This is a genomic window from Kineococcus terrestris (assembly GCF_041020755.1).
Taxonomy (GTDB): Bacteria; Actinomycetota; Actinomycetes; order Actinomycetales; family Kineococcaceae; genus Kineococcus; species Kineococcus terrestris.
In genome coordinates, this window is sequence record NZ_JBEUEI010000066.1 from 1 (window position 1) to 5,516 (window position 5,516).

7 protein-coding genes are annotated in these 5,516 nt (G+C 79.9%); 3 read left to right on the top strand and 4 right to left on the bottom strand.

Annotation, left to right across the window (positions count from 1 at the left end; genetic code table 11):
* The 4 genes from AB8M62_RS19950 to AB8M62_RS19965 form a co-directional block, all read right to left on the bottom strand.
* Window positions 1-281, bottom strand: a 281-nt coding sequence (locus AB8M62_RS19950) for a DUF4192 family protein (protein ID WP_369070662.1), incomplete at its 3' end; no start/stop codon positions are given.
* A 111-nt stretch (window positions 282-392) separates the two neighbouring features.
* Window positions 393-863 (bottom strand): YkvA family protein, encoded by a 471-nt coding sequence (locus tag AB8M62_RS19955; RefSeq protein ID WP_369070663.1) that lies wholly within the window; start codon window positions 861-863, stop codon window positions 393-395.
* Between the two features lie 140 nt (window positions 864-1,003).
* A complete protein-coding gene (locus AB8M62_RS19960) occupies window positions 1,004-1,708 on the bottom strand; it encodes an EcsC family protein (protein ID WP_369056607.1) in 705 nt (234 codons plus the stop codon).
* A gap of 122 nt (window positions 1,709-1,830) precedes the next feature.
* Window positions 1,831-2,109, bottom strand: coding sequence for a hypothetical protein (locus AB8M62_RS19965; protein ID WP_369056608.1), 279 nt, complete (start codon window positions 2,107-2,109; stop codon window positions 1,831-1,833).
* Between the two features lie 88 nt (window positions 2,110-2,197).
* On the opposite strand from AB8M62_RS19965, the gene AB8M62_RS19970 reads away from it, so the two are divergent.
* From AB8M62_RS19970 to ggh, 3 genes are all read left to right on the top strand, one after another.
* Complete coding sequence (locus AB8M62_RS19970) at window positions 2,198-3,121, top strand: spermidine synthase (RefSeq protein WP_369070664.1); 924 nt, start codon at window positions 2,198-2,200, stop codon at window positions 3,119-3,121.
* Window positions 3,118-3,798, top strand: a complete 681-nt coding sequence (locus AB8M62_RS19975; protein ID WP_369070665.1) for a DedA family protein — start codon at window positions 3,118-3,120, stop codon at window positions 3,796-3,798. Before AB8M62_RS19970 ends, AB8M62_RS19975 begins: the two co-directional genes overlap by 4 nt.
* 232 nt (window positions 3,799-4,030) lie before the next feature.
* Window positions 4,031-5,371, top strand: coding sequence for a glucosylglycerate hydrolase (gene ggh / locus AB8M62_RS19980; RefSeq protein ID WP_373695021.1), 1,341 nt, complete (start codon window positions 4,031-4,033; stop codon window positions 5,369-5,371).
* Window positions 5,372-5,516 lie beyond the last annotated feature (145 nt).

The following is a 5,516-nucleotide window of genomic DNA, read 5'->3' on the forward strand; positions in this document are numbered from 1 at the left end:
CCCGCAGCCCACCGCCCCCCCCAACGCCCCCCGCCGCCCCCCCCGCCCCCCCCCCCCCCCCCCCCCCCCCCCCCCCCCCCCCCCCCCCCCCCCCCCCCCCCCCCCCCCCCCCCCCCCGGCCCGGCGGGGGCCAGCAGCTCGACGGCGACGGCGCTGTCGCGGGGGTGGAAGCCGAGCAGGTGCGGCAGGGCGGCGAGGAGGTCGGCGGGGCCGCGCAGGCGCAGGACGTCGCCGCCGGGAGGGGGCAGCGCGGGAGCGGACGGGACCGGGTGGGTGCTCACCCCGCCACGGTCGCGGCGGTGCGGGCCGCGGCGGGGCGGGCGTCCACAGCGCGGCGCGCGGCGGGCCGCCGCGGGCGGTTGTGGAGCCCTCGGGGACCGGGCCGGCGCGGCTCAGGCGGGAGGCGCCACCGGACCGCCGAGCCCGTCGGCGGTGCCGTCCGCAGTGCCGTCCGCGGTGCCGTGCGCGCTGCCGCGCCAGTCGAGGTAGTCCTCGGTGGCCGTCAGCAGCGACCCGGCGACCCAGGCGGCGACGACCGCGTCGTCCAGCAGCCCGAGCAGCGGCAGGAACGCCTCGGGGACGGCGTCCACCGGGGAGACGAGGTACAGCAGCCCGACCGCCGCCAGGGCCACCCGGCCGCGGCCGGGGCCCGCCCAGCGGCCGGTGGCGCTGTCGCGCACGAGGCCGGGCAGGGCCCGCACCCGCGCGCCCAGGCCCGGCGAGCCGGGGCGGGTGCCCTCGCGGGCGGTGCGCCACACGACGGCCAGCGCCGCGCGGCTGCGCGGCGAGCCCAGCGCGGAGCGGGCGGCCGCGGCACCGCCGTGCGCCGTGGCGGTGACGGCCGGGGCGGGAGTGCTGCGCACGGGAGGCCTCCAGGGGCGGCGGGGGGGACGTGCGGGACGCACCGACCGCGCGGGGCGGTGCGCCCCGTCCAACACCGGCGCGGCGACCGGCGTTCCCGCCGAGCTCCCGGGACCGCGCGCGGGACGTGCCGGGGGGCTGCTCAGGCCGTCCGGGCGCCGTCCCTGCCGAGCGGGGGCAGGGCCCGCTCCGCGTGCTTGGCGATGCGGCGCAGCATGAGCCCGTCCAGCCCGGCCCCCGCGGCCCCGCCCAGCACGGGCACGAGGCGGCTGCCGGCGCGGAAGAGGCCCGAGCTGGCCGTGCGGGCGAGCAGGCGGAAGCCGACGCCCTTGTTGACGAGCATGAGGACCGCCGGGGGGACCCGCTGGGTGGCCAGCGCGGCGATGCGCCCGCCGGTGGGGATGCCCGCCGAGCGCAGCACGTCGGTGGCGTCGGCGCCGACCAGCGTCAGCAGGACGGCGCTGCGCACCTCCGGCCGGGAGGTGTCGTACCCGCGCAGGTCGGCGATCGCGGCGACGGTGCGGGTGGCCAGCACGTAGAAGCCGAGGACGTTGGCGGGCAGGGCGACGGGCAGCGTCACCAGCCCGCCCACCCCGGTGGCGAAGCCGCCGGCGGCGGCCATCCGAGTGTGCCGGCGCACGACGGCGTGCACGGCGGACTCGGTGCTGGGGTGGCGCCGGCGGGCGTCCGCGGCCACCGCGGCCGCGGAGTCGAAGGGGCCGCGGCCGTCGATGCCGACCGCCAGGAGACGGCGCACCAGCGCGGACGCGCGGGAGTCGTCACCCCGGCTCGCCGCGGCCAGCGGGTCCTGCACCTCGGCCGACCTGCGTCGCCGTCGTCCCAGCACGTGCGCTCCTCCCGCGCCCCGCACCCCGCTGGTGCTCCGGCGCGCCAGGCACGCTAGCGCCGCGGGCACCGGCGTGCGCGGTGAGCGCCGGGCGTCGGCGGGCGTCGGTGGCGCGGGCCGCGTCAGCGGGCGCGGTGCTGCTCGCGCAGGTACGCCGACAGCTGCTCCACGCCGCGCTCGACGTAGCGGCGGCGGCCGCGCCACCCGCGCGGCACCCGGCCCCCGGCCGCGGCCGGGGGCTGGTCGACCCGCGGCATCAGCGCCGGGCGCACGGGGCAGCGCAGGGAGCGACGGTCGCGCCACCAGGTGACGACGAACAGCGCCAGGAGGCACGTCAGGACGAGCAGCGACATGCGCTCCACATCGGCCGCCGGGGCCGCGGACTTCACCCCCTCCCGCACGATCCCTCCCCCGTTCCTCCCGGTCCCCTCCCCCGCGGGCCCCCGCGCCCGGGACGCCGGCGGCCGCCGCGGGTGCTTGGATCCTCGGGTGCCCCGTCCCGGCGCCCGTCGCGGCGCGGCCGAGCCCGTCGAGGGCGAGGCCCTCATCACCACCGGCTCCGCCCGCCTGGAGCGCGACCCCGACGCCGAGGGCGGCTGGTTCGTCCACGTCAACGGCGTGCCCAGCTCCTACGTGGACGTCGCCGACCCGACGAACCTCGTCTTCGAGTACCAGCAGTGGACGGCCGCCGTCCTCGACGCGCTGAGCGACCCGCCGCACCCGCTGCGCGCCGTGCACCTGGGCGGCGCCGGGTGCGCCTTCCCCCGCTACCTGGCGGCCACCCGCCCCGGCTCGCGCCAGCTGGTGCTGGAGGTGGACGAGCGCCTGGCCGACCTGGTGCGCCGCTCCTTCGGGGCCAGCGGCCCGGCGGGCTTCAGGCTGAGGGTCGCCGACGCCCGCGAGGGGCTGGCCCGGGTGCCGGACGGCACCCAGGACGCCGTCGTGCGCGACGCCTTCACCGGCGACCGGGTGCCCGCGCACCTGGTCAGCGTGGAGTTCCTGCGCGACGTGGACCGCGTCCTGGCCCCGGGCGGCGTGTGGATCGCCAACCTGGCCGACCGGCCGCCGCTGCCGCACTCGCGCGCCGAGGCCGTCACCGCGCGCGCCGTCTTCGCGCACGTGGCCGTGCTGGCCGAGCCGTCGGTGCTGCGCGGGCGCCGGTACGGCAACACGCTGCTGCTGGCCTCGCAGGCGCCGCTGCCCGTGGACCGGCTGGTGCGCGTCCTCAGCGGCGGCGCCGCCCCGGCCCGGCTGCTGGCGGGCGAGGACCTGGACCGCTTCGCCGCCGGGTCGACGGTCGTCACCGACGCCGCCCTGGGCCTGGACCCGCTCCCCGCGCCGCAGCACCCCGCCGACGAGCCCACCGACGAGCCCACCGACGAGCCCACTGACGAGCAGGAGCCCGATTCGTGACGTACGCGCTGCACACCCTCGCCGCCCAGGCGGGCCAGGCCGGTCAGGTGGGGCAAGCCGGTGGCCTGACCGGCTTCGTCCTCGACGTGGTCGACGCGCTGGGCGCGCCCGGCGCCGGCGCGCTCAGCTTCCTGGAGGTGGTGTTCCCGCCGATCCCCAGCGAGGTCGTCCTGCCGCTGGCCGGCTACCTCGTGCAGGTGGGGCGCATCGACCTCGTCGCGGTCCTCGTGCTGTCCACCCTCGGGGCGTGGCTGGGCTCGCTCGTGCTGTACGGGTTCGGCGCGGCCGTCGGGCTGCGCCGCGCGGCCGCGATCGCCGGGCGGGTGCCCCTGGTGGAGGCCGACGACGTGCACCGCTCGGCGGACTGGTTCCGCCGGCACGAGGGCGCCGCCGTCTTCACGGGCCGCTTCATCCCGGGCGTGCGCAGCCTCATCTCCGTGCCCGCCGGGGCGGCGCGGATGAACCTCGTGAAGTTCTCGCTGCTCACCCTGCTCGGCTCGGGCATCTGGAACGCGGTGCTCATCGGCATCGGCATGGCGCTGGGCACGCAGTACCGCCTCGTGGAGGAGTACGGGCACTACGTGGACTACGTCGTCTACGCGGTGCTCGCCGCGCTGCTGGCCCTGGCGGTGGCCCGGCGCGCGCGACGGGTGCGGGCCGAGCGCCGCACCGGCTAGGAGGGACGACGGCCGGGGCCCCTTGCGGGCGGCCCGCCGGCGCGGTGGGATGCCCTGCACGACGGGGCGGCGGTCCCGCCCCGCGCCCAGGGGCGGAGGTGCCGCAGCGGTGACGAGCGCGACGGACAGCACGAGCGGTCGGGGACCGGTCGACCCGGTCGACCCGGTGGAGCCGCCGGGCCGGGGCCCGCGGGCGGTGGCGGAGGTGCCCGTGCCGCGGGAGCGGGCGGGGCTGCGCCGGCCGGCGCGGCTGACCTCCCAGCTGCTGGCGGCGCGCGCCGCCTACGTCCTGCGCGGCAACGACCTGGGCACCATGACGTCCGCGGCGCCGCGGCTGTACCCGCACATGTGGAGCTGGGACGCCGCGTTCGTCGCGGTCGGGCTGGCGCGGCTGTCGGTGCCGCGCGCCGTCCTGGAGCTGGACACGCTGCTGGGAGCGCAGTGGGGCAACGGGATGGTCCCGCACATCGTCTTCGCCCCCGGCGAGAGCGGGTACTTCCCCGGGCCGGAGCGCTGGGGCTGCCACCTCGGCGTCCCGCACGCCCCGCCGTTCCCGGCGACCTCGGGCATCTGCCAGCCGCCCGTGCACGCGGTGGCCGTGCAGCGGATCGTGGAGGCGGCGCGGCGCCAGGGCCGCTCGGACCGCGAGGCCGCCGGCGACTTCCTGGACCGCGCCTGGCGCCCGCTCGTGGCCTGGCACCGGTGGCTGGCCACCGCGCGCGACCCGCAGGGGCGCGGGCGGGTCGTGCTGCACCACGGCTGGGAGTCGGGGATGGACAACTCCCCCCGCTGGGACGAGCCGTACTCGCGGGTGGTCGTGGGGGACCTGCCGCCCTACGAGCGCCGCGACACGCGGGTCGTGACGGACGCCTCGATGCGCCCCAGCGACCGCGAGTACGACCGGTACCTGTGGCTCATCGAGGAGATGCGCCGGGTGCGCTACGACGACGCCCTCGTGCACGAGACGGTGAGCTTCGCCGTGGAGGACGTGCTCGTCTCGGCGCTGCTGGCGGTGGCGTGCGACGTGCTGGCCGACCTGGGCGAGGAGCGCCAGCAGAGCGCGGCGGACGTGGCGGACCTGCGCTCGTGGGCGCAGCGGTTCCGCCGCGGCATGGTGGAGTCGGTGGACCCGGTGACGGGGCTGGCGCGGGACCGGGACGTGCGCACGGGGCGGTGGCTGGCCACCCCGACGGTGGCGGGGTTCGCGCCGCTGCTGTGCGGCGGGCTGCCGCGCGCCGACGAGGCGCGCCTGCTGGCCGTGCTGGACTCCGAGCAGTGGTGCGGGCACCCGGGCCTGGTGGCGCAGGTGCCGCCGTCCACGTCGCCGGCGGCGCCGGGGTTCCGGCCGCGCGAGTACTGGCGCGGGCCGCAGTGGCCGGTGGTGGCGTGGCTGTTCCACTGGGCGTTCGCCCGGCGCGGGTGGGCCGAGCGGGCCGCGGTGCTGCGCGAGGAGGGCCTGCGGCTGGTGGGCGCGGGCGACTTCGCCGAGTACTACGACCCGCTCAGCGGGGAGCCGCTGGGCAGCATGCAGCAGTCCTGGACGGCGGCCGCGGTGCTCGACTGGCTGTGCTGAGGCCGGCTGCGGGGCGCCGGCGGGGGGGGGGGGGGGGGGGGGGGGGGGGGGGGGGGGGGGGGGGGGGGGGGGGGGGGGGGGGGGGGGGGGGGGGGGGGGGGGGGGGGGGGGGGGGGGGGGGGGGGGGGGGGGGGGGGGGGGGGGG